Source organism: Ensifer sp. Root954, assembly GCF_001429005.1.
In the GTDB taxonomy this organism is placed as follows: Bacteria; Pseudomonadota; Alphaproteobacteria; order Rhizobiales; family Rhizobiaceae; genus Ensifer; species Ensifer adhaerens.
This window is the reverse complement of record NZ_LMJM01000048.1, coordinates 21,660-42,126: the sequence shown is the minus strand read 5'-3', so window position 1 is coordinate 42,126 and position 20,467 is coordinate 21,660. Positions and strand designations below refer to the sequence as shown.

Below are 20,467 nucleotides of genomic sequence, written 5' to 3'. Positions count from 1 at the left end.
TGCATGATGGACATTGCGTTGATCAAAGAATGTGCCGACCCCTCACTCAGGCCGGCGATCGTAGAGAAGTTCGTTGAGGCAGCCGGCTCGCCCGATCCGCTTACCATTACCGTGAATTCGGGCGGGCGATTGATCCTCGTGCCGAAGGCGACAACAGCGGACAGCGCAATGGAGATCATTCGGCAGAATGTAGGGCGCGCAGTCGTTCGCGTGGGCCTAACGCAGTTTCCGGCAGGAGTAGTCTTGAAAGAGGCGTACGAACTGAAATCCGACCTCGTCGAACCATGTGCGAACCTGCGAATGGGCACGCTGATGTTTGCGAAGATCCTGCGGATCGTTGCCAAATGGTACGGCAATCCGAGGAGCGATGACGTCTTTCCGCAGATTTTCGAGGATGCGGTCTATGCCTGGAAGACGGGAGAGTTCGAAGGCGTAAGCGTGTTCGAGGCGGAGGACCCGGGAGGTTCAATCGAAATGGCGAAGCAAAGCAAAGTGCATTCTATCGATGATGAGGAAGCAGCAATGACTATACCCGCGAACGGGACGAATGAGGATCTTGGACGCGCTGGAATTCGCATTGACCTGTCCCGCATCGGCGGAAATTGACATTCATCCCGTTCCCTGTGTCGTCAGAATGGCATTGTGATATCTTCGCCGATCTGGAGGGCGCCGTGCGTGAGACAGTCCCTAAGGCGGTCCAATCCCTCTTCCCTCATCATGCCAGCTCCGGCGCGAATGGCTTCCTGCCATTGTGGACCGCGTTCCCACGCCTCGTTGTATACGAGGGCTAGGTCCGATGCCCTCCTCGTCTGCTGCAGGGCCTCGAACAGAAGTTCGGCCTGTCGGATATCCTTGTCCCGCTTCGCAGCCCCCTGCACGTCGTTGTGTCGGCGGCTGGCGACGATGAGCTTATGGACGGCATACCGCTCGGGGGCTGGGACAGTCACAGGGACACCGGACTTGTGAAGCAGCATTGTCCGCACCGGATCGCGGATCAGGAAATCGAGAAAACGCAGCGGATCGGCACGAGCTCCACCCAGAGCTGGCATCTTAGCGGGCTGGTCGAGGTAATCGTCTGAGCCGCGGTTCGATGTCAGAAACTCGACTCTGTAGCCGTTGGCGGTTCGGAAAGCGGACGAGGACGCGGCGCCCGATCGATGGGGCACTGGGATGAAGGTGGGATCCACTGACTGCAGCAGTTCGAGCATCGGCGGCAGGGTGTCTTCAACCTCACGAGAGATGGCGTAGTCCTGTGCGATGTCCGCATCGCCTGTGAGGAGCGCGGCCATCGGCAGGCGAACACCGAGGATTCCGGCGTAAGTCTGAAAAGCTACCGTGCCGATGAGAACGCCCCGCAGCCGAAATAGGCCTGCAGCTGACAGCGCCTCGACGATATCGCCCGTCATTGAATCCGGAGCGATCATGCCTCCTTCGCGGGTCAGCGACGCCACCATGCGCCTGCGGGCGCGAAGGTCGTCTTTCTCTCGCTTGTGGGTTTCGACGCGCTTTGCGATGTCCGGATCGTCCGCAGGACCAACGTAGCGGCGTGTCCTGCCCCCAGTTCCGTCAGGGATATCGAAGTACCAGTAGCGGCGATCTTTCACTGTGACCGGCGTGAACCTGCCCTCAGGGGGGAAGTCGGCCGTCCATGCGGCGTCGAGCGAGCGTTGGCCGAGTTCGGCCAGCATGGTCTGGTACATGAGGTCGATTTGCTTCATTGGCGGGCTTTTTTCCTCGGATTTCTGCATCTCGATTGCGTAGCAGGATAGGCAAGCCGCTTGTCGCCGAGCGGATAGACCGCCACTGGCTCTCTCTTCGGGAGGATCTCGGCTTATTTTTCACCGGACTCAGCTGCCCGTGTCGCATTCCTCGACGTTATACCGTTTATCAAAAAAGGTATAACTGGATCGGAATCGAGGGTCAAGGATAGGACTGATGTTTGTCGAAAAAATCAACGTTATACCTTTCCACAAAAAAGGCATAACCCTTCGTCCAAACACCAAGACCGTTGGCGCACTGTGGCGTTTGAGTCCAAAGCATAAAATTAGTGCGATTCAGATACTTGATATTAGTGTTTGTCGAAGGCGCCAAATAAAAGCGCAACAATGCACGGAAATAGCGAGCCGCTAACCGTGCGCCGTCGCTCAACCTGCGGAAATCGATCAACAACCGACGAGGTTCGTCTAATGGCCGTGCTCAGCTAGCCCTTGTAATGGGATGGGAAGATAATGTCCTGGTCAACGAGAACGTTGAACCTGTAGCCCGGCCTGATCCGGATTGTCGGCTGCACGTTGAGATTCTTGGAGATCGTCTGCTCGGCGACGCGTCCGAAGGTTTCTGCGAAATTCCTGCGCGCTGCGTCCGAGGCGCTATCCTGTGTCGCAAGGGTCGAGCTTTCCGGCATTGAAGCATCGATCCCGGTGCCGATGAGCGCAATAAGCGCCGCCGATCCGAATGTTCGCAAGAGGTGCCGGTCGACCCGGTCTCTAAAGCCGCCATAGCCCTCGGCATCTGTGCCGGCCATGCCGCCGATCTGTAGTGTTGAGCCATTCGGAAGAATGAGATCGGTCCACACAACGAGCACGCGCTGCTGGCCGAACGACACCTTTGAATCGTAGCGCCCGAACAGTCTTGCACCTTGCGGGATCAACAGGCGGTGCCCGGTTGCGCTGTCATAGACGTTTTGGCTGACCTGCGCTGTGATCCTTCCAGGTAGGTCGGAGTTCAAGCCCGTAAGCAAGATCGCAGGAATGACTGAGCCGCGTTTCAGCTCATAGGGAGAAAGCGCCGGCACGACCTGGTTGGGAAGGTACCCGAGATCCTTGATGTCCTGATTGAAAAAGTCTTCCTTCGATGTTTGTCCATTTGGATCGGCATTCTGGCCCATCGCACTGGACTTCATCGCGGCTGCATAGAGGTCAGAAGCGCTATTGGGGGCGCGACTTGAGCTCTGGCTGCCGCTGACACGATCAGCCGTAGACGTCCGAGCGTTGGAGACGTCAACAGTCAGAGGTGAATCCATTGCGGTAGCACGCGCCTGCAGGCGGGCCATTCGTTGGCGCTGGGCTTCCCGGATATATTGTTCGTCCTGCTCGCGCTTCAGTCGAGCTTTCCAGTCTTCCTCGGACTCCAGCCGTTGCCGCTTGCTATCGCGGACCTCTGCTTGCCGCTCGATGTCCGGCTCCCTCGCCTGCTCTTTCTCGACAACGGCTGGCGTCGGCTGGACGCTTTCTTTGCCTTCAGGCTCCCCGATAATCCCGTCCGGCACACCGCGCTTCAACTGGTCTCCGAAATTCGTAGCGCTGCCGTTTGCCGCGCTTTCAAGCTCATTGGCTCGATTGAACGATAGTCCGCGCCATGAAAGTCCAATCACGACAACGCCGAGGAACAGCGCAACGATCATGACTGTGACGATGATTGGCAGCCGGTTGAGGCGGCGCATCCCATGCTGATCGTCGCCATTAGGGGATGCACCGAGCTGTAGCGATTGAACCAAAGTCACCTCCTGTCATCCGCGCTGCATGATCGAAAGCGGGCTCGTCGGCGTCGCGCCTGTCGCAGTGGGCGTGTAGGCGCGGCCAAGCGAGATCGAGGACGTGGTCAGCCGCGCGAAAACCTGGCCGTCGATGCTATCGACTGAATAGGCGAGTTCGATCGGGTTCTGATCCTTGGCAGCTTTTCCATCGGCAACGATCGTGTGCCCCCACCCCTTCAAGGCGGCCTCGAGCGCCGCCGCATATTCGGACGGCTCTCCCTGCAACTTGATGGTGGCCGCGCCGGCGGACCTGATTTGCTCGGCAAACCTGCTCGCCATGTCGCCTGCTATCGCGCTTGCAGCCGGCCCGGTGATGGCGATCGGCGCTCCTATCACCGAGTGCTGTGGATCGGCGGTCTGGCAGCTTGCAAGAAGGGGTGCCGCAACGAGAGCGGCGAAAAATCTTGGCACGGTTCAACCTCCTCGCCTGATCGTGATTTTCTGCTGACGCCAGCCAACACCAGAGACAAGGATTGCCCGATCGATGGTGTAGTCGACGATCATCATGTCGTTCTTCATGCGGTAATTGACCACGCGGTTCTGGCCGCCGCTGACGACAAAGAGAACCGGTGCATCCTGCCCGGCGATGGAACGTGGAAAGTGAATGTAGGTCTTGCGGCCATCGGAATAGACGCGCTTCGGCTTCCAAGGCGCGCGTCCGCTTACCGTATATGAAAAAGTCAGCACCTCGGGCGCCGCCGACCCGAAGCTTCCGGCCTCCAGTCGTGAGTTGATATCGGCGAGCTTGTGCGCGACATCCTCCGGATACTCAAACCCCACCCTGGCCATATATTGGTTCGGATGAGACTTCAGCTGGATGTGATAGGTTCGCCGCGACGTCGTGACGACCATTGAGGTCACGATGCCAGGTTCGGATGGCTTGACGATGAGATGGATTGCCTGCCCGCCGGCAGCACCTGATGTCGCCGGCTCGACCTTCCATCGGACCGTATCGCCAACAAGCACGTCGCGAACGATCTCGCCGCCTTGCAGTTCGATATCGCAGACTTGGAGCGGCGAGCAAACCACCGAGGGCTGGATTTGCCCAAAGAGGAAGATGACCTTGCCGTCGGGCCCCTTTGTAACGAGCCCCGGCGCGCCACGCCATTTGGCGGATAAACTCGTGCCCTTTGCCTCGCTCGTCGTCATATCTTGCGCGAACGTGCCGCCGACAAACGCGAGCCCGGCCATGCAGCCTGCCGCCGCCATCAATACTGATTTGTGCATTTGAATGTCCCTGCCCTTAAAGCTGCGCGGTCCAGTCGAAGTCCTGGACGTAGAGGCCAATGGGATTGATGCGGATGATCGCCTCGTCCTGCGGCGTCGTCAGCGTGACAGTTGCGATCCCGCGGAACCGGCGCGTGCCGGATTCCTTGCCCTTGCGGTCGCGCTCGTATTCCGTCCAGTCGATTTGGTAGGTCTGGTTCGAAAGCGCGACAACGTTGTTGACCTCGATGGCCACGGTCGACGACTTGGCCTTCTCAAACGGCGAGTTGCCGCGAAACCATGAGTTGATCTTTTGGGTAGATGGATCCGATGTGCGAAGGAGGGCGTAAGTGCGGTCTATGTACTGCTTCTGGACCACTGCATCCGGGGAGATGCTCCGGAAGCTCGCCACAAAATTTGCAAGCGTCGCACGCACCACGCGCGCATCGGCATACTCTATCTGCTCCGGGAAACCCGCGGTGATCGGTGTGCCTAGCTTGTCGACCTCGACGATGTAGGGCACCAGCCTGACCTGGGTGCTCAAATACATTGCGTAGCTGAATCCGATAACAGCCATGGCAAGCCCGAGAATGCCAACGATGCGCCACGCGGCGGCCGCCTTGACATAGGAGCCGTATCGCTCGGACCATTCCTGACGCGCAGCAAGGTACGGGTTTTCGGAGCCGTGGTTTGCGGCCATAGATAAATTCCTTCGTGACACTATTCATCGTTTCGCTCAGGCATCGCCTTGCTCCGGCCGGCGCGCCCGCGTGCCTTGTCGAGTTTCGCGTTGGCAAGTCCGAGCAGTGACCCGGCATAGGCACCAGGCGATCCGATCGCTTTCTCTTTGGCGGCAGACCCCATTGCCTTTCCACCGGAGCCGAGAGCGGCTCCCATCCCGCGAAGCGCTGAGGCGGCGGTCGTTGAGCCGCCTGCGCGAGCGGACTGGGCCGCTGCGGTGCCGGCGCCGACCGCACCGGCTGCCAGTGACGCCGCACCGGCGGCGAAAGAGGCAGCTTGGCCACCATGACGAATTGTCTCCATTCCACCAGTCACAGAGGCCCCCTGGACCAGCCCTTGTAAGATGTTGGGCACATACATGGCGATGATGAAGACGACGACGGAGATGCCGGCTATGGCAAGTGTCGTGATGAATTGGTCGGACGTTGCGGTTGGCGCTCGCGCCAGTCCGAGCAGCACGTTTGATCCGATATTTGCGATCATCACGAGGGACATTAGTTTCATGCCGACGCCGAAGGCATAAACGAGGTAGCGTACCGCGAAATCCTTGGTGAAGGACGAGCCACCAAGACCGAGCATGATCATGCCGGCGAGCAGACCGACATACATCTCGACCATCACTGCGACGAAGATCGCGGCAACGAGCGAGAAGCAAATAACCACGACCCCCATGGCGAGAACCGCGGCGACCGCCAGTGCGTTATCCTCGAAAACGCCGAATTTGGCCTGCTGCGACATCTGAGAGGCAACGCGAATGCCTGCATCGAAGACTTCGGCCGGCGACGCCGATCCCCCGCCTGCCCCAATCTGAAAAAGACTATCGACCACTGCTCTGGCGAAGGTCGGTCCCTGATCAAGAACGAAGGCGAAAAAGCCGACGAACATAATCCGCCGCGCGAGTTCGGCGAACCAACCGTCGAGCGATGCCGCCTGAAGGGCCAGCCAAACGGCGCATATCCCGATCTCGATAGCCGCGAGGATCCAGAACAGGGATCGCGCCGCGTCTATGATGGTGGTCTCCCACCCTTTGGCGGCGACGACGACCTGGTTTTCAAGCTCCGTCAGCACCTGGCCCGCTTGGGCATAGACAGGCGCCGCGGCCACAAGGGCAATCACGCACCCTAGGATGAGTGTCCGGTCCGATGAGCGTGTCACCATCTCGGTTTCATCTCCTGCCCCTTTTTGATCGGAGGCAACTCTGTGCTGGAGCCGAAAAAACTCTCGCGCGCCTCTCTCTGTTCCTCGGACATGACGCGCTGACCAGAGGCGAACGTGTTGAAGACGACGGCTGTAACGGCTGATAGGACCACAGCGGCGACGACTAGCCCCACAATTGCAATTGTGCGGTTCACCAGCGGGGCTCCATCTCTTGACCTTCAGGAATCTCCTTCACAGGTGCGTCGAAGAACCTTTCCCGTCGCGCCTGTGCCAGATCCTTGTCGGTCTGTTCCGACTGAAGCCACGTGCCCATCATCGTCATCTGCTGCGAGACGAGACCGCGCAGTTTCTGCATCTGGCTTACCTGTTGTGCAGCGATCTGATGACCGACTTGCAGCGCCTTCATCTGTCCGTCCGCGGACTGTGACATCGACCGGATCTCGTCCATGGTGCCCTCCTCCGTATCGAACTGGTCGGCGGTGAGGCTTGCTGCCCTCAGAGTGCCGGCGATTGTGTCGCGGTTTGTCTCTGACCAGGCCCGGTAGGTCGACGAGAAACTCTCACCGCTAGGCCGGTTCTTCTTCAAGTCTGCGTAGCTCTTGAAGCGCTGCTGAAGAACGTCGTCCGCGTTACCCATCGAGAAGGCGATGCTTTGCCCATTCTCCACGATGCCGCGCAACTGGCTCAGGTCGCGCTCGACCTCGCCCCAGATATGATCAGGTAATCGCGCCGTGTTCTGGAGCATGTTGTCGTAAATCTTCAGCTGGTTCTGGATTTGCTCCGCCAACTGGCTGATCTGGGTCAGTTGGTTGTCGACCTGCAGGCCACTGCTCTTGAGGAGATCGACGAGCTGAGCGTTGTTGGCAAGCTGCGTCCATTCGGTGGCAACGCCCGTTGCCGAGCCGGAGCGTGCCGGCAGCGGGGACAAGGATGCCATGGCAATGGCGGCTAATACCGGAACCACCCTATTCGATATTGAGCAGTGACGCAGCATCCTGAACTCCTCTCGTTTTCAGCCATTGGGTCGGCCAGTCCCGGCCATGTTCCGATCTGAGCGCGCGAATGCGTTTGAGGTCCTCCTTGCCGGACGCGCCAACGAAGCTGAGCGCAAAAGGACCCAGCGCCATATCGAAAAGCCGGCGGCCCTCGGGCGTCACCACGTAGTATTCGCGCTTTGGAGTGGCCATCGAAACAATCTCGATCTGCCGCCCGTTGAAGCCAATCCGCTCGTAGAACGCTCGAGTGCCGGGTTCCCGCGCAGCACCGTTTGGAAGGCAAATCTTGGTTAGGCAGGATTCTTTCAACACGTCGATGATGCCAGAGCGCTCAGCATCCGAGATCGACTGGGTCGCGAGCACAACGGCGCAGTTTGCCTTCCGCAAAACCTTGAGCCACTCACGGATCTTGTCGCGGAAAACCGGGTGGCCAAGCATCAGCCAGGCTTCGTCGAGCAGTATCAAGCTTGGGGATCCGTCGAGACGCTTTTCGATCCTTCGAAACAGGTAGGTGAGCACTGGAACGAGGTTGCGCTCTCCCATGTTCATGAGCTGTTCGATCTCGAAGCATTGGAGCGATCTTAAACTGAGCCCGTCATGCTCCGCGTCGAGCAGCTGGCCCATCGGACCGTCAACCGTGTAATGATGCAGAGCATCCTTGATCTCACGAAGCTGAACGCCTGAGACAAAGTCAGACAGCGAACGTCCGGGCGCACTGGCCATGAGCCTGATTTGCCTGGCGATCGCGTTGCGAAGGTCCGGGGTGATCGTGACGCCTTGAAGCGCCACAAGCATCTCGATCCATTCGGTCGCCCAAGCGCGATCTTCGTCGGTGGAGAGCTCCGAAAGCGGGCAGAACGCCAGTGCCCTCCCCTTCTCGTCGCTGCCGATCTCATAATGGTCGCCGCCTGCGGCAAGCGTCAGCGGCAGAAGTGAGTTTCCTTTGTCGAAGGCAAAGATCTGGGCATGTTCATAGCGTCGGAACTGGGCAGCGATCAGCGCCAGCAAGGTCGACTTGCCGGAGCCAGTGGGGCCGAAAATCAAAGTATGACCGACGTCATCGACATGCAGGTTCAACCGAAAGGGTGTCGAACCGCTGGCGACCTGCATGAGAGGCGGCGAGTTTTGCGGATAAAACGGGCTCGGGGCTACCGGATCACCCGACCAGACCGAGTTCAACGGGATGAGGTCAGCGAGATTGTTGGTGTTGATCAGAGGCTCACGGATGTTGCAGTACCAGTTGCCCGGGAGGCTTCCGAGGTAGGCGTCCGTCGCGTTTAGTGTTTCGATCCTGGCGCCGAAACCCTCGGCCTGAACCAGCCGGCGCACCGCCTCCGCCTTTTCTTGTAAGGCTTCTTTGTTGCCATCGAACAACACGACGACAGTCGTGTAGTAACCGTAGGCGACCAGTTGCGACGATGCCTGGGCGATGGCGTCCTCAGTCTCCGCCACCATGGTGAGAGCATCCTGATCGACTGATCGGCTCTGCGTCTGGAAGAGCTGATCGAAGAACGGCCGCACCTTCTGCTGCCATTTCTTCCTCGTCCGCTCGAGTTTCTGTCGAGCTTCCTCCGCATCGAGGAACACGAAACGCGACGACCAACGATAGGCCAGCGGCATCAGGTCAAGACTGTTCAGGATTCCCGGCCAGCTCTCAGCAGGAAAGCCATCAATCGCGACGACGCCGAGGAAGCGGCTTTCGACCATCGGTGTCAGCCCGTGCTGAAGCTCGGCCGTCGCGATCCAGTCCAAATACATCGGGACGTCTGGGAGGCGGATTGGATGGTTTTCGCCGGTAATGCAAAACCGGGCGAACTGAAGGAGTTCGTCATAGTGGGCTGTTCGTGCGCCGCCTCGATCGGCGACGGCGCGGGTTCGCATTCTGTGCATGGATAGGGTGTTTGCGAAGTATTGCTCGACCTCGCGGACAGCGTTCTTGAACGCGATGAGAACCGTGTCGGCGTAGGACTTCTTGCGGCTCTCTTCGTCGGAGTAGATATATTTGCTCAGCACCGCTTTCCTGGACTCGGGCGGCCGATACGTCAGCACCAGGGCGTGCTTGCTCTCGAAATGCCCGTTGTCGCGCGCGAAATGCATGCGGCGTTCCGCATCGATTGCCCGCGTAACTGGGTCCGGAAAATGGCAACGTTCTTGCGACGGGTAGTCGACGGTTGGAATCCGGATTGCTTCGACCTGGATCATCCAACCGCTGCCCAGCCGCGACAGGACGGCGTTGATCTGGCGAGAGAGCTCGTTCCTCTCCTGATCTGTCGCGCTTTCCAGGTCTGGCCCGGCAAAGTACCAGGCGGACATGAGGCTTCCGTCTTTCAAGAGAAGGACGCCGTTATCCACCATACCGGCATAGGGTACGAGGTCAGAAAACGAAGGGCCTTTGGCCCTGAATTGCTTGAGCGCGACCATGCTCGCCTCCTCAATACTTACGCCACGGCGAGGCGGTTGGTCTGTAAGAGGGTCTATAGGAAATGTGGCGGAGGTAGACCTTCCGCATCAGCGGATCCGACTTGGCCATGATGCGTAGCGCGCCAACGACCATGATCCATACAGCGATCCCGAAGAGCGCCGAATAGATCGTTAACACCACGAAGATAAGGACGACGGCGGCAAGGCCTGTAATCAGCACCAGTTCGCGATCTGCACCAAGCAGAAGGTTTGGTCGGGAGAGAGCCCGATGTATACGGTTGCGTTGAAGACCGGTTTCAGCCACGCGCCGCCTCCCAACTTCCATCCGAACACACCGATTCGGCCTGCGACTCCGACAGTGCGATGGTGGCTCCGGTGGCGCCGAAAAGGGCGACGATCTGTGTGGCACCGAGCAGGACTCCGGCGACCAGGACCACATACACCAGCCGTCGTGCGAAGTCGTTTAGCTCGCCACCAAAGATCAGCATGCCGCCGGCGATGGCGACTGCCGCGAGCGCGATATAGCCGGCGACTGGACCAGTGATTGACTCCTGAATCTGCTCAAGCGGCCCTTCCCATGGAAGTCCTCCGCCCGAGCCCGCGACCGCGGGGCCAGCAACAGCGATTGCAGATAGTGCAACAATGCTGAATCGAAGAAATCTGCGGTTAGGCTGCATTGCGTGCTTCCTCGGCGTAGGGCTCGATCTGGTACTGGCCGCCGGCAAATCGCTCGACGTGAAGGATTTCCAGGACGCGACGTCCCTTCGGTGTCCGCTCGATCGAGATGATCAGATCGACAGCGTCCCCAATCACCGCCTGCATCGGTTGCTGGCTGACCTCGGCCGTAAGCTGCTCGAAACGCCGAAGTGCAGAGCGCGCCGTGTTCGAGTGTATCGTCGCAACACCACCTGGATGGCCGGTGTTCCAGGCCTTCAGCAGCGTTAGGGCTGCTCCGTCGCGGACTTCACCGACAATGATGCGGTCGGGCCGAAGTCGCATCGTGCTTTTGAGGAGACGGGACATGTCAATGGCATCGCTCGTGTGGAGGCAAACGGCATTTTCCGCTGCACATTGGATTTCGGCCGTGTCTTCAAGAATGATCAGGCGATCCTCTGGTGCCTGGGCGACGATTTCGGCAACGATCGCGTTGGCAAGCGTCGTCTTGCCTGATCCCGTGCCGCCGGAGATGACGATATTCAGCTTGGCGGCCACCGCACTCCGAATGACTTCGCCCTGTGTGGTCGTCATGACTTTGCTGGCGACAAACTCGTCCAGGGGGATGAGGCGTGCGGCACGGCGCCGGATCGTGAAGGATGGTCCCGACACAACCGGCGGAAGAAGACCCTCGAAGCGGTGGCCGCCAATTGGAAGCTCGCCCGTAACGATCGGGCGTTCGTCGTCCACCTCGCAGTTCAGTACATGAGCGACGGTGCCGATTACGGTTTCGGCCGCAGATCGAGACAGCTCGCCGGCCGTTGTGATGCCGTGCCCCAGGCGTTCGATGAACAGTTTTCCGTCGGGATTCAGCATGATTTCGACTACGCTTGGATCATCGAGAGCGACGCAAAGATGATCGCCGAGAGCGTTCTGAAGTTTGCTGATGAGGCGAGGAAGTGAGCGATTGAGGGGTGTCATCATGGCTCATGCAACTTTCTGCTGGAGAGATGCAATCGAGACGAGCGGCTGATCAGAAGTAAGCCAAAGGCCAGCAGCGGCAACTTCGGCGTCGAAGCTCCGCGCCCCGGTAGTTGCCTCTGGGCCGGGGATGTCACGGCACGCGATCGGACTGGTTTCGCAACGAGTCATTGGGATGACAGGCATCAAGCAAATCTCCTGTTCGTTTCGTCGGGGAGATTTGCAGCGTCGCGCGGATCAATCTACTCGCAGAAGTGTTAGTCGCCCCTCGCCGGGAGGATTGGCCCGTCGGGCAAAGCCTCGGCAGCAGCAGCATCTAACGCTTGGGTTGCGGCGAGTCGGAGAGTGTTTAATATTGTTTCGATCGACTGCCTATTGAACCGCGAAGCTAGAGCCCCCTCCGACCATGATGAAATCCAGCCTGGATCACCTTCCCGAAGCCAAGCGGCGCCAGCTCGCTCGAGCATTGGAGATCCTGCGCGAGGAGTTCGACGATGCGCTGGCCGAGGGCGCTGCGGAGTTCAAGAAGAAGGGGCGCATACTCAAGGTCATCCTGTTCGGCTCCTATGCCCGCGGCGATTGGGTGGACGAGGCGCACACTGGCAAAGGATATCGTTCCGACTACGACCTGTTGGTCATCGTCAACAATCGCAAGCTGACGGATTTTGTCACCTACTGGAACAGCGCCGCTGATCGCTTGCTGACCGACAAAATGCTGAAAGGCGACCAAGTGCCGTTTATCGTGCATTCGCGGCGGGAGGTGAATGAAGAGCTCAAAAAGGGAAACGACTTCTTCTGCGATATCCGTCAACAAGGGATTGTGCTCTATGAACTTGACAGTGAGCCGCTCGCTGAGCCGCGACCGCTAAGCCCGCAGCAGCAACTTGATGTCGCGCGCGAGCATTATCAGGGCCGGTTGCCGCACGCCCTTGGATTCCTCAAGGTTGCACGGTTTTGCATATCTGAGGGTGATGCCGCACTTGCAGCGTTTCAGCTCCATCAATCCATAGAACACGCCTATTCGACCGTGCTGCTTGTCCTGAAGAACTATGGTCCGCCGACGCACAATCTGCGTTCCCTGCGCGGCTTTGCGGAAGAACTTGACCGTAGTCTGGCGGATGCCTGGCCCCAGGACCGCCAGCGCTATGTTGCCTGGTTCAACACGATAAACGAAGCCTATGTGAAGGCGCGGTACTCGAAGCACTACCAGATAACCGACGAGGCGCTCGCTTTCCTTGTCGAGCGCACGCAAGTCCTCCACGCGTTGGTCAAGAAAGTCTGCGAAGACCATCTCAATGCGCTCGAAGCTCTGGCTACGAAACTCGAAGGCTAGGTGGAGAGGATATGTTGGGTGAGCCGTTTCCCGGCAAGACCGTCAGGCAAAACGTATCCGTTGCAAATTCGGTCCGGCAGAAGATCGGATAGAACCAGACGCGTTGCTGTATTCGCCTCATGTCTCAAGGAGTCGAAGAAGCAAAAACGACTCCGGCGCGTCAATCCAGAGCCGAGCGTGAGTATCCGATGAGCCCGTGGGGCGAAGTCGATGGCGCTTGGCACGATCATGTTTGGTGACATCACCATTGTCGGCCTTAAGTCGAGCGCAGGAGCGCTGAGAGCCTATATAGAGTGGCGGACCGGCGCGTCAGACTTCTCATCGTACCGTTTCCCGGAGTTGAACCCGTTGGACTTCTTGTTTGACTATCGCCTCTGGAAAAACTGTAATCTTGGTGCTACATATTCGGCCAAATTGTAGTGCGAAGGTAGCAAATGCCGACACCTCATAATCCTCCGGCCGCGGTGCGGCGCGCGCTGCGCAAACTGGGCGCAGACATACATGACGCACGTCGGCGCCGGCGGCTGCCGATGGCTGTGGTGGCCGAACGTGCCTTCACGTCGCGCTCGACACTTCAGAAGATCGAGGCAGGCGACACCAACGTCAGTATCGGCATTTATGCCGGCGTCCTGCACGCGCTTGGCCTCTTGGATGGGCTGAGCCAGATCGCCGACATCAGTAACGACAGTGTCGGTCAGTCGCTGGCCAGCGCCCAACTACCTAAGCACGCTCACCCGAGGCGATTGCCGGGATCATCGCGAGATGGCTGATTTCGAAGTTCACATCGACCTTCACGGCCGCACGCGCCCGATCGGCCTGGCGCGGAGCAATCGCGTCCGTGGCGCTGAGACTATCATGTTCGAGTATGACCGCGCCTGGCTAGAGGACCCCGACCGCTTCTCGCTGGAGCCGGCTCTGGCCCTCACTCGAGGAGCTTTCGCGCCGCCCGCCGGCCTCACGACCTTCGGCTCCATCGGCGATTCGGCACCTGACACCTGGGGCCGCCGCCTCATGCAACGCTCGGAACGACGGATTGCGGAGCGGGACGGCCGTGCCGTGCGCACGCTAGCTGAAAGTGACTATCTGGTCCCCGCCTTTATCGAGCTCGGTCGCCTGCTGCGGATCACCGAGCGCATCCTGCGCGATGAGGAAACCGACGAAGACCTCCAACTTATCTTTGCGCCTGGCTCGTCGCTTGGTGGGGCTCGGCCGAAGGCCTCCGTCATCGATCAACATGGCCACCTCTCGATTGCCAAGTTTCCCAAGGAGACCGACGAATATAGCATGGAGACATGGGAGGAGATTGCTCTGCGACTGGCTGATCAGGCCGGCATTGCGACGCCCCTCCACGAACTCATAGACGTGGCCGGTAAGAAGGTCATGTTGTCCCGTCGCTTCGACCGCGATGGTACCGTCCGAATTCCCTTCCTGTCGGCAATGGCGATGATGGGCGCCAGGGACGGTGAGCGCGGTAGCTACCCAGAGATCGTGGACGCGTTGGCTGAACACGGAGCGCAAGGAAGAACCGATGCCCACGCCCTTTATCGCCGCGTGGCCTTCAATGTGCTGATTTCCAACGTCGACGATCACCTGCGAAATCACGGCTTTCTCTGGCTCGGTAAGGTCGGGTGGTCGTTGTCCCCTGCCTATGACCTTAATCCGGTGCCGACCGACGTCAAGGCACGGGTGCTGACGACCAATATCGATCTCGATGAGGGTACCTGCTCGCTCGATCTGCTGGAAGAAGCCGCCGGGTTCTTCGCCCTCACGCTCGCCCAAGCTCGCACTATCCTCAAAGAAGTGGCGACCGCCACCGCGACTTGGCGGGAGACCGCAAAGGTGGTCGGTGCGCGGTCGGCCGAGATCAACCGCATGGCCAGCGCGTTTGAGCACGACGATCTGCAGCGGGCGCTAGCCCTGTGACGAGGACCTTCCTCCACAGCTTCGATCCGTCCTCCTGCTACATGGGGCTATCTGGGCGCGACGCATCGCCTCTTGGAGCAACCTCCTCGCCACGCTGCACGAGCGCTAGATTGCCCGCGTCGGCGGCGAGCTGAGACCATACCGCCGCCGCCAACGGAGAGACCTCGCTTGCAAGGTCATAGGGACAGTCCTGTTATCGAGCGGCGAGTTCGAGCTGTTCGAAAAGAGCCACAAGTTCGCTATTGTCTCGCATCCCATCATGGACCGCCCTTAGCTCCGAGGTTGGCGGTATCGTTCGAGGAGGATCGGCGTCGCCGACTGCGAACGTTCACACCTGGCACTAAATCAATCGTTGACGGGTTGCCTGATAAACGGCGTTGGTGAGGTTGTAAGCTCCAAGCTTCATTCGCGCCCGGTCGAGGTGGAACTTCACGGTGCCTGGCCGCATGCCGACCAGTTCCGCTGTCATTGCCATCGATTTCCCGAGCGATGCCCAGGCGAGGCATTCGACTTCGCGCGCCGAAAGATTGACATCGGGCGCCTTGAGCGTGGTGGGCCGGCACGCAACGATGCGTGCATGGACGAAGGCGACCGCGGTGATCGCCTTGAATTCGTCGAGCGGCGATTTGGTATGCGGCCAGTCTCTCGCGGCGAAGGTCAGTGCCGCGAAGTTGCCGAAGGGGCAACGGATAGGGATGGATACCCCTCCCCCAATGCCGTGGCGGCCGGCGCCCTCCCAGAATAGTCTGACGTTGCGGTCGGCACCCGGCGTGGGTGCGTTTAGCCAGGCGAACGGGCGCATCAAGCGCTGGGCCTGGGCCATGACGGGGTCGATCTGTAAGTAGCCGCAGGCGGAATACTCGTCCTGCCACGCCTCGGGGAAGTTCGTGAACGCTGCACCGAAAGGGAAGGTCATATCGACATAGGCAAACCAGTCGAATGCGCATCGCTTCGTGAACGCGCAAAGTGCCTCGCGAATGTCTTCTTCATTCATTGCAACATTGCTTGCGTCAATCAGTTGGTCCAGCGCCGAATTCATCTGGCATCATCTCCGGTTGCGATTGCCAAGCGTGCAATGCTCGCAAAAAGGGTGCAACGAAGCCTGGGTGAAGAATTCACAATGGTTTTGTGAAGGTTTGTGAGTGCAATCAGTTCTGATTGAGCGCGTATCCTATCGATCGCACTGTCCTGATTGGGTCGCGTCGTAAAGACCTGCGCAATGTGCGCCGCAATCGCCCGACGTGGACGTCTACGGTTCGTGGTTCGACGAACACAGTCGCTGGCCATGCTGCCTCGATCAGTTCGTCACGTGAACAGACCTGTCCCTGCTTGCTCAACAGAAGAACCAGAAGTTTGAACTCGAGAGGCGGAAGATAGATCTCCTCGTCAGCGCAGATGACACGATGCGACGCGAGATCGATCTGGATTTCAGCGAAGCGTAGCGATTTCGGCCCTGGAGACCTTTGCTCCGGGTTCATTGTCTGTGTCGGCGAAAGGCGCAGCAAGTAGTCTACCAGCCGCCGCGGCGAGATTGGTCGATGGAACCGTTCGGCGCCCGCCTTGATCAGATCGAGATGGAGTTTGCGATCATCGCCCTCGACAAGGGCGATAAGAGGAACGGACAGAGCTGCAAGTTGGTCCATAGAGGCGCAGCACTGTTCAGATGGGTCGCCCGTGAGGCGGCAGTCAATTACGACAGCCAGGACCTCGCTATCGATCTGGCGATCGATCCCGTCATTCAGTTCCACCTGAAACCCCTCTGTGGCAAGGATGTATTCCAGCCAAAGGTAAAGTTCCGCATCGGTTGAATTGATGAGTATTCGAGGCACCATCCAGTCATCCTTTCGGCATCGTCATTTTGATGTCACAAAAAGATTGCGATAGGAAGGATTATTCTCGCTTTTCGATTGCAATACGGTAACGAATAGGCGATTATGCAAGTCTTCTATCAGAATAAAATTCAATATTCTTTAACACTTAAATGAAAAATGAGGTAACATAAGGCAGTAATTTGTATTTCGACTGTCTTGCATACGCCAAGGGCTCAGTGCGAATTTCGCACTACCTGTGATCAGGTCCAATAGGCCGGCGCAACGCAAGTCAATCCACGCCGGCTCAGTGGAGCCTGTTATGTCGACGCAAACGACCGCTTCTATGATTACTTCGCAAGCCGCTTTGCGAGCGAATGAGAATGAAAGGCATCTCAGAAACGCCGTCACCAAGGTTTTTGGCGACGATGCACGTCTGGTCGCTGCCTGGAGCGCTTTGGAGGCCAAATTCGATGGTCGCGAAGAGGATTGCCGCCTTTGGGCCGCAGTCTTTCATCAGCTGGGCGCGCGTACCGTGTAATGGTCTAATTGTCTGGCGGCGCAACCAACTTGTACCCGGAGCTTCTGATCGTTTCGATGAAGGTCTCGCCGAACGGCGCCAACGTCCGCCGCAGCCGGCAAACATGGACGTCGACGCAGCGGACCGTTAGTCCGGGCTGAGACCAGCCGGCGGCAAGCAGGTCTGTGCGCAGCCTTACCCGACCGTAGTGCCGATGCAGGTCCGCAAACAGACCGAATTCAATTGGCGAGAGCCGGATCGTCCGATCTTTCCAAGTGACCGTTCGCTCGAGACGATCAAGCCGGAGGCGAGATGGTGGGTGTTGTCGCTCGCCGAGGGAACCGGCGGCCCGTCGCAGAATATCGAGGAGGCGCGGGAGACCGAACGGTCTGATCACGCATATCGTCACTCCCGCTGGCAGCAATCGGGCGACAAGTTCGCAAGAGGTGGATCGAATGAGAGCGATGGTGGCAGCCGGCTGTTTGTTGCTCGACACTATCGATCGGCATATTTCTAGCGTGTTTTCGCTGGTATCGAGGATGATGACCGCGGGATCGACGTGTTCATCGATCGCTATGTCGCCCGGCCCAATTGCTCGAGAAACCAGAAAGCCCTCAGCCTGGAGGACATACCCGAGCAGGCTGAAGAAATCCGGATCATCCGTAATCACAAGCACGCGCGCCATGTACCACCCTGACAGCTCCTAATTGGGAACGAATTCTCCGCCGTTGACGTCAATCGTAGCGCCGTTGACGAAGCCTGCCTCCGATGAGACCAAGAACGCGATTACGCTAGCAACGTCGTCCGGAGTTCCGAGCCGTCCGAGTGGAATGCGCTGACGCGCCTCCACATTGACCGGCATCTCTGCGGGGCCCGTCATGTTGGTGATGATCCTTCCTGGTGCCACGAGGTTGACCGTTACTCCCTTCGGACTGAGGCAACCGACAAGGCCCTTCATCAATCCCGACAACCCGGCCTTGGAACTGACGTAGCCCAATCCTGCGATCCTCGGGCGAGTTCGTGCCGCGATCGATCCGACCAGCACTATCCGGCCGAAGCCCTGAATGATCATCTTTTCTGCGACCGCCTGGCAGCAGAGCATAGCGCCCGTTAAGTTCACCGCGAACACGCGGTTCCATTCATCGAGGGTGAGATCCGGAAGCGCTGTTGGGCCATTTTCGCCTTTCGGCGAAATCCCGGCGCAGCAAACGAGAATATCCGGGGATCTCCAGCTCTTTTCCACTTCAGCAAAAAAAGCTCTGATCGACGGCGGGTTCGTCAGATCGGCCTCCCCGCTGATCACCCACTCGTCGCTGGCGAGCGCTGTAAGCGCCTGCTTGGCGCGCACTGCCTGATCGTGTCGCTGTCCGAAAACAGCGACACGATAGCCATCCTTCAGCAGGCGCTGTGCCGTCGCGAGCCCGATGCCGGATGTGCCGCCCGTCACGACGGCCACCTTTTCGTGTTCGGCAATCATGCGCATTCGTCCATCTGCGCAAAGAGTGAAAGAGCCGGATGCGCACCGGGATCCGCTATCACCTCAATCAAGGTCGCGGTCTCGGTGCTCAAGGCACGCCCAAGCGCGCCGGCAAGATCCTCTGGCTTTTCGACCCGCTCGGATGCGCAACCGCAAGCGCGCGCGATCCAGCTGTGGTCAACGTTGCTGAAGTCGATCGCCGTCGTATGTCTGCCGAACTTTGCGATCTCGGCATCCTTCTGGAAGCCAAGAATGCCGTTGTTCAGCACGACGATGACTATGGGGAGGTCACTTCTGACGATCGTTTCGAGTTCGGCCCAGCTGTGGGCAAAGCCGCCGTCTCCGACGATTGCGACGACCTTCTTGGCCGGTTGGGCGCACTTGGAACCGATCGCCAACGGCACGCCCCATCCCAGTCCCGCCAAGCCCCGCGGTGTTATGAAACGAGCGCCAGCGCTTGCGCAGCGCAACTGGCCGACCACCCACATGGAGGAGTAGCTGGCGTCAGCAGCTACGATCACGTTCTCATCCAACCGTGCCTGGAGCTCACGAAGCACGCGCTCCGGACGGATAGGCATCTTGTTCGAGGACGCAACATCTTGCCGATCGACCTCAAACCGGGCCCAGCATTGGGCGATCTGCTTTTCTATCCTGGTCCGCGCCGCCCTGCGCCTGGATAGGTCTCGGTCCTTCAATGCGTTGGTGAGTGCCATAAGCGTCGCCCTGACGTCGCCAACCAAGCGGAGTGCTTCGTAATTGCGTCCGATCTCCAGCGGATCGACGTCGATATGGATGATCTTCGCGTTGGGAGGAAACTGGCGCCAACTGTCGGTCCCGTTCTGATTGGTACGCGAGCCGACCAAGAGGATCAGGTCTGCGCCTTCGACCAGCGGCAGAGTATGTCTGCCGAGCGAGCGCGGTCCGACGAGCGAGCCAAGAACGCCGGCTGAGAGTGGATGATGCTCGTCGACTGATCCTTTTCCCATGTTCGTCGTAAGCACCGGCAATCCAGCAGCTTCCTGGAGAGTTGCAAGTGCTTGCGACGCATCGCTTGCGTGGACCCCTCCCCCCGCGATGGCAATCGGTGCTTGCGCTTCGGCGATCAGCTTAGCTGCGAGCGCGATGACGTCATCGCAAGGGCGCCCGCGATCGAGCGGATAATGTCCGAGGTGGCTGCGCCTTGTTGCCGGCCGCTCGGGTCCTTGTTCTCTAAGGAGGTCCGCCGGCAGCAAAAGCACTGCAGGTCCTGGTCTTCCGGAGGCGGATGCAACGAAGGCCTGGTCGAGGTAGTCTTCAATGCGGTCCGCCTCAGTGACGCGGCGCACCCACTTTGCGCAAGGTTGGAACAACTGGATATGGTCCAGTTCCTGGAAGGCGTTCTTGTCGGTTTGTCTGCGTTCGACGTCCTGGACAAGTGCAATGAGCGGGACGCTGGCTTTCAAGGCTTCGGCGAGGGGTGGAACCAAGAGCGTTGCTGCCGGCCCGTTTTGAGCGGCGACCACCGCAACCTTGCCGGAAACGCGCGCGTAGCCATCTGCCATTGCACCGCCCATGTTCTCCTGCCGGTAGGCGATCTGGCGTATGCCAATTGCTTCGGCTGCCAGGATGAGCGCGGATGGAAGGCTTTGTGCAAATATGTGCTCGACGCCATGACGCTGAAGCGCAAGCGCCATGCGTTCCGCGACGGTGACCATTTTCGTATTGATCGTCATTGT

At 59.1% G+C, this 20,467-nt stretch carries 23 protein-coding genes; 6 read left to right on the top strand and 17 right to left on the bottom strand.

The window, feature by feature from the left end; translation table 11 throughout:
• Window positions 1-3 precede the first annotated feature (3 nt).
• Window positions 4-606 (top strand): TraH family protein, encoded by a 603-nt coding sequence (locus ASE71_RS27565; RefSeq protein ID WP_060520081.1) that lies wholly within the window; start codon window positions 4-6, stop codon window positions 604-606.
• Window positions 607-629: 23 nt separating this feature from the next.
• Here ASE71_RS27565 and ASE71_RS27560 read toward each other — a convergent pair whose 3' ends face one another.
• The 12 genes from ASE71_RS27560 to trbB form a co-directional block, all read right to left on the bottom strand.
• Window positions 630-1,718, bottom strand: coding sequence for a GSU2403 family nucleotidyltransferase fold protein (locus ASE71_RS27560; protein WP_060520082.1), 1,089 nt, complete (start codon window positions 1,716-1,718; stop codon window positions 630-632).
• 482 nt (window positions 1,719-2,200) lie between these two features.
• The gene (gene trbI, locus ASE71_RS27555) at window positions 2,201-3,496 is read right to left on the bottom strand and encodes an IncP-type conjugal transfer protein TrbI (protein WP_060520083.1); all 1,296 of its coding nucleotides are present in this window, start codon (window positions 3,494-3,496) and stop codon (window positions 2,201-2,203) included.
• Between the two features lie 12 nt (window positions 3,497-3,508).
• Complete coding sequence (gene trbH / locus ASE71_RS27550; protein WP_029742465.1) at window positions 3,509-3,946, bottom strand: conjugal transfer protein TrbH; 438 nt, start codon at window positions 3,944-3,946, stop codon at window positions 3,509-3,511.
• Window positions 3,947-3,949: 3 nt separating this feature from the next.
• Window positions 3,950-4,762: a P-type conjugative transfer protein TrbG gene (gene trbG / locus ASE71_RS27545; protein ID WP_029742466.1), complete on the bottom strand. Its 813-nt coding sequence runs from the start codon at window positions 4,760-4,762 to the stop codon at window positions 3,950-3,952.
• Window positions 4,763-4,778: 16 nt separating this feature from the next.
• Window positions 4,779-5,441: a conjugal transfer protein TrbF gene (locus ASE71_RS27540; protein WP_060520084.1), complete on the bottom strand. Its 663-nt coding sequence runs from the start codon at window positions 5,439-5,441 to the stop codon at window positions 4,779-4,781.
• Between the two features lie 20 nt (window positions 5,442-5,461).
• Window positions 5,462-6,640 (bottom strand): P-type conjugative transfer protein TrbL, encoded by a 1,179-nt coding sequence (trbL, locus tag ASE71_RS27535; protein WP_029742468.1) that lies wholly within the window; start codon window positions 6,638-6,640, stop codon window positions 5,462-5,464.
• Window positions 6,634-6,792 (bottom strand): entry exclusion protein TrbK, encoded by a 159-nt coding sequence (gene trbK, locus ASE71_RS27530; RefSeq protein WP_318267773.1) that lies wholly within the window; start codon window positions 6,790-6,792, stop codon window positions 6,634-6,636. The genes trbL and trbK overlap by 7 nt, the downstream gene beginning before the upstream one ends.
• A gap of 38 nt (window positions 6,793-6,830) precedes the next feature.
• Window positions 6,831-7,634, bottom strand: a complete 804-nt coding sequence (gene trbJ / locus ASE71_RS27525; RefSeq protein ID WP_060520085.1) for a P-type conjugative transfer protein TrbJ — start codon at window positions 7,632-7,634, stop codon at window positions 6,831-6,833.
• Window positions 7,606-10,056, bottom strand: a complete 2,451-nt coding sequence (locus tag ASE71_RS27520; RefSeq protein ID WP_060520086.1) for a conjugal transfer protein TrbE — start codon at window positions 10,054-10,056, stop codon at window positions 7,606-7,608. Before ASE71_RS27520 ends, trbJ begins: the two co-directional genes overlap by 29 nt.
• A gap of 10 nt (window positions 10,057-10,066) precedes the next feature.
• Window positions 10,067-10,381, bottom strand: a complete 315-nt coding sequence (locus tag ASE71_RS27515) for a conjugal transfer protein TrbD (protein WP_060520087.1) — start codon at window positions 10,379-10,381, stop codon at window positions 10,067-10,069.
• On the bottom strand, window positions 10,353-10,733 hold the full coding sequence (locus ASE71_RS27510; protein ID WP_029742474.1) for a TrbC/VirB2 family protein: 381 nt from the start codon (window positions 10,731-10,733) through the stop codon (window positions 10,353-10,355). The genes ASE71_RS27515 and ASE71_RS27510 overlap by 29 nt, the downstream gene beginning before the upstream one ends.
• The gene (gene trbB, locus ASE71_RS27505) at window positions 10,723-11,691 is read right to left on the bottom strand and encodes a P-type conjugative transfer ATPase TrbB (protein ID WP_029742475.1); all 969 of its coding nucleotides are present in this window, start codon (window positions 11,689-11,691) and stop codon (window positions 10,723-10,725) included. The genes ASE71_RS27510 and trbB overlap by 11 nt, the downstream gene beginning before the upstream one ends.
• A 406-nt stretch (window positions 11,692-12,097) precedes the next feature.
• On the opposite strand from trbB, the gene ASE71_RS27500 reads away from it, so the two are divergent.
• The 3 genes from ASE71_RS27500 (at window position 12,098) to ASE71_RS27485 (ending at window position 14,947) form a co-directional block, all read left to right on the top strand.
• Entirely contained in the window at window positions 12,098-13,024 is a 927-nt protein-coding gene (locus tag ASE71_RS27500) for a nucleotidyltransferase and HEPN domain-containing protein (protein WP_244496881.1), read from the top strand.
• A gap of 434 nt (window positions 13,025-13,458) precedes the next feature.
• Window positions 13,459-13,794: a helix-turn-helix domain-containing protein gene (locus ASE71_RS27490; RefSeq protein WP_029742477.1), complete on the top strand. Its 336-nt coding sequence runs from the start codon at window positions 13,459-13,461 to the stop codon at window positions 13,792-13,794.
• Window positions 13,787-14,947 carry a type II toxin-antitoxin system HipA family toxin gene (locus tag ASE71_RS27485; RefSeq protein ID WP_060520089.1) on the top strand — a complete coding sequence of 387 codons (1,161 nt, stop codon included), beginning with the start codon at window positions 13,787-13,789 and terminating at the stop codon, window positions 14,945-14,947. Before ASE71_RS27490 ends, ASE71_RS27485 begins: the two co-directional genes overlap by 8 nt.
• Window positions 14,948-15,287: 340 nt before the next feature.
• Here ASE71_RS27485 and ASE71_RS27480 read toward each other — a convergent pair whose 3' ends face one another.
• Together ASE71_RS27480 and ASE71_RS37665 are read right to left on the bottom strand one after the other, a co-directional pair.
• Window positions 15,288-15,986, bottom strand: coding sequence for a helix-turn-helix transcriptional regulator (locus ASE71_RS27480; protein WP_060520090.1), 699 nt, complete (start codon window positions 15,984-15,986; stop codon window positions 15,288-15,290).
• A gap of 109 nt (window positions 15,987-16,095) precedes the next feature.
• Window positions 16,096-16,425 carry a winged helix-turn-helix domain-containing protein gene (locus tag ASE71_RS37665; RefSeq protein ID WP_371814277.1) on the bottom strand — a complete coding sequence of 110 codons (330 nt, stop codon included), beginning with the start codon at window positions 16,423-16,425 and terminating at the stop codon, window positions 16,096-16,098.
• 60 nt (window positions 16,426-16,485) lie between these two features.
• Between ASE71_RS37665 and ASE71_RS37160 the strand changes: the two genes are divergently transcribed.
• Window positions 16,486-16,755, top strand: a complete 270-nt coding sequence (locus ASE71_RS37160) for a hypothetical protein (RefSeq protein ID WP_060539269.1) — start codon at window positions 16,486-16,488, stop codon at window positions 16,753-16,755.
• A 322-nt stretch (window positions 16,756-17,077) separates the two neighbouring features.
• Window positions 17,078-17,296, top strand: coding sequence for a hypothetical protein (locus ASE71_RS27470; RefSeq protein ID WP_029742481.1), 219 nt, complete (start codon window positions 17,078-17,080; stop codon window positions 17,294-17,296).
• Window positions 17,297-17,300: 4 nt separating this feature from the next.
• Here ASE71_RS27470 and ASE71_RS27465 read toward each other — a convergent pair whose 3' ends face one another.
• From ASE71_RS27465 to ASE71_RS27455, 3 genes are read right to left on the bottom strand one after another with little or no spacing between them, the layout of a single operon-like run.
• A complete protein-coding gene (locus ASE71_RS27465; protein WP_029742482.1) occupies window positions 17,301-17,960 on the bottom strand; it encodes a response regulator transcription factor in 660 nt (219 codons plus the stop codon).
• Window positions 17,961-17,978: 18 nt separating this feature from the next.
• Window positions 17,979-18,752 carry an SDR family NAD(P)-dependent oxidoreductase gene (locus ASE71_RS27460; RefSeq protein ID WP_113544632.1) on the bottom strand — a complete coding sequence of 258 codons (774 nt, stop codon included), beginning with the start codon at window positions 18,750-18,752 and terminating at the stop codon, window positions 17,979-17,981.
• Window positions 18,749-20,464, bottom strand: coding sequence for an acetolactate synthase catalytic subunit (locus ASE71_RS27455; RefSeq protein ID WP_060520093.1), 1,716 nt, complete (start codon window positions 20,462-20,464; stop codon window positions 18,749-18,751). Before ASE71_RS27455 ends, ASE71_RS27460 begins: the two co-directional genes overlap by 4 nt.
• Between the last annotated feature and the right edge of the window lie 3 nt (window positions 20,465-20,467).